Source organism: Alkalibacterium indicireducens, from assembly GCF_039522005.1.
Lineage (GTDB): Bacteria > Bacillota > Bacilli > Lactobacillales > Carnobacteriaceae_A > Alkalibacterium > Alkalibacterium indicireducens.
Window position 1 is genome coordinate 1 of record NZ_BAAADA010000192.1, and the last position, 1,607, is coordinate 1,607.

The 1,607-nt window shown below is 35.8% G+C and carries 2 protein-coding genes; both read left to right on the forward strand.

What is annotated here, in order from left to right; translation table 11 throughout:
* Positions 1-278 precede the first annotated feature (278 nt).
* Positions 279-1,115, forward strand: coding sequence for a BglG family transcription antiterminator LicT (licT, locus tag ABFX15_RS10620; RefSeq protein WP_346025387.1), 837 nt, complete (start codon positions 279-281; stop codon positions 1,113-1,115).
* 156 nt (positions 1,116-1,271) lie between these two features.
* Complete coding sequence (locus ABFX15_RS10625; protein WP_346025388.1) at positions 1,272-1,559, forward strand: MBL fold metallo-hydrolase; 288 nt, start codon at positions 1,272-1,274, stop codon at positions 1,557-1,559.
* Positions 1,560-1,607: the final 48 nt, after the last annotated feature.

Genomic DNA, 1,607 nt, shown 5'->3' on the forward strand with positions numbered 1-1,607 from the left:
AATTTGACAAAAAAGTAAAGCTATAACAGACTTTGTGTCACTTTTTATTGATTCCAGCTGTTAAACTCCCGGATTTATTCTTACATGATATAGTTTATTCAAAGTTAAATATCTGGAGCATAACTGGATTGTTACTGATCTGAATTTAGATGCAGGCAAAACCTGAATTGATCCGAGAGCTTTACTTTGAGACGACTATGTCTTTCAGTAGATATCTGGGATGAGTTTAGGTTTATTTTTTTGGATAAGTCGATCAATGGAGGTGTCAGTCGAGTGAAATGAAAATCGAAAAGATATTAAACAATAACGTGATCCTTACTCTAAATGAGTCCAATAAAGAAACAGTGGTCATGGGTCGAGGAATAGCGTTTCAGAAAAAAATTGGGGACTCGATAGAAACAGATAAGATCGAAAAGACTTTCATTCCAGAAGGTCAGGAGATTTTGGATAATTTAGCCAATCTTTATCGCGATATTGATCCTGATATTCTTGAAGTAGCGACTAACGTCATCAAGTATGCCCAAGGTGTATTACGTCTTAAGTTAAGCAATCATATTTATTTAACCTTGCCGGACCACTTGAGTTATGCGATCAGTCGTACAAAAGAGGGCTTGGATATAAAGAATCCTCTAACCTGGGAAATCAAACGGTTTTACAAAGTGGAGTATGAAATAGGGTGCAAAGCAATCGAATTAGTGGAACAGGAATTAGATATCTGTCTTCCGAATTCTGAAGCAGCAGCCATAGCACTGCATATCGTCAATGCCAGGCAGGATGATTCAGACTTGGGCGTGACTATGAAAATGACCGAAATGGTTCAGGACATACTGAACATCGTTCATTTCTATTATGGTCAGACATTTGACGAAGATTCTTTCCAGTACACACGCTTTATTACTCATCTTCAGTATTTTGCTAGACGGCTCCTGCATCAGGAGAGAAGAGAATCTAATGACGACTTCTTGTATGAACAAATCCAAAGAAAATACCGCAAAGCTTTTCAATGCACTGAGAGGATCAACGAATATCTTAAAAAAGTTGAACACACTTCTCTTACAAAAGACGAACAGCTCTATCTGGCCATACACATTCAGCGTGTGACCACCGAGGATTAATCTCAAACTGAATAAACTGATCTATCACAGATGGATTGTTACTGGCTCGACCAGGCAAAACCTAAGTTGATAGTTGACAGAAAAGGTCCATTTTTGTGGACGATTCTGGTCGACTGTTGATTTAGGTTTTTATTTTAATTATGAGGAGAATATAAGATGTCAGCAAATTCTGGAAAAGAATTATTAGAAGATTTTACAAATAGAGCGTATAAGAAAAAATTGTGGAAAATTAGAGATAATATCTATCATTTTGTTGGTTATGGACATAGTAATGCCACAATTATTGAAGCAGATAACTCATTAATATTAATAGATACATTAGACTCTGATGAAAGAGCTAAAAAAATGATAACAGACTTTTCTAAGATTTCAAAAAAACCTGTTAAAACAATTATCTTTACTCATGGACACCCAGATCATAGGGAACTGTCAAATTTTTTATGAAAACTAAAAATTAAAGGTGGTGAAGGCCCACTGACTATACCAATCGGA

Bases quoted from the DNA above. Each gene is read 5' to 3' on its own strand.
- ABFX15_RS10625 (WP_346025388.1), top strand. From the start codon at position 1,272: ATGTCAGCAAATTCTGGAAAAGAATTATTAGAAGATTTTACAAATAGA.
- licT (WP_346025387.1), top strand. From the start codon at position 279: ATGAAAATCGAAAAGATATTAAACAATAACGTGATCCTTACTCTAAAT.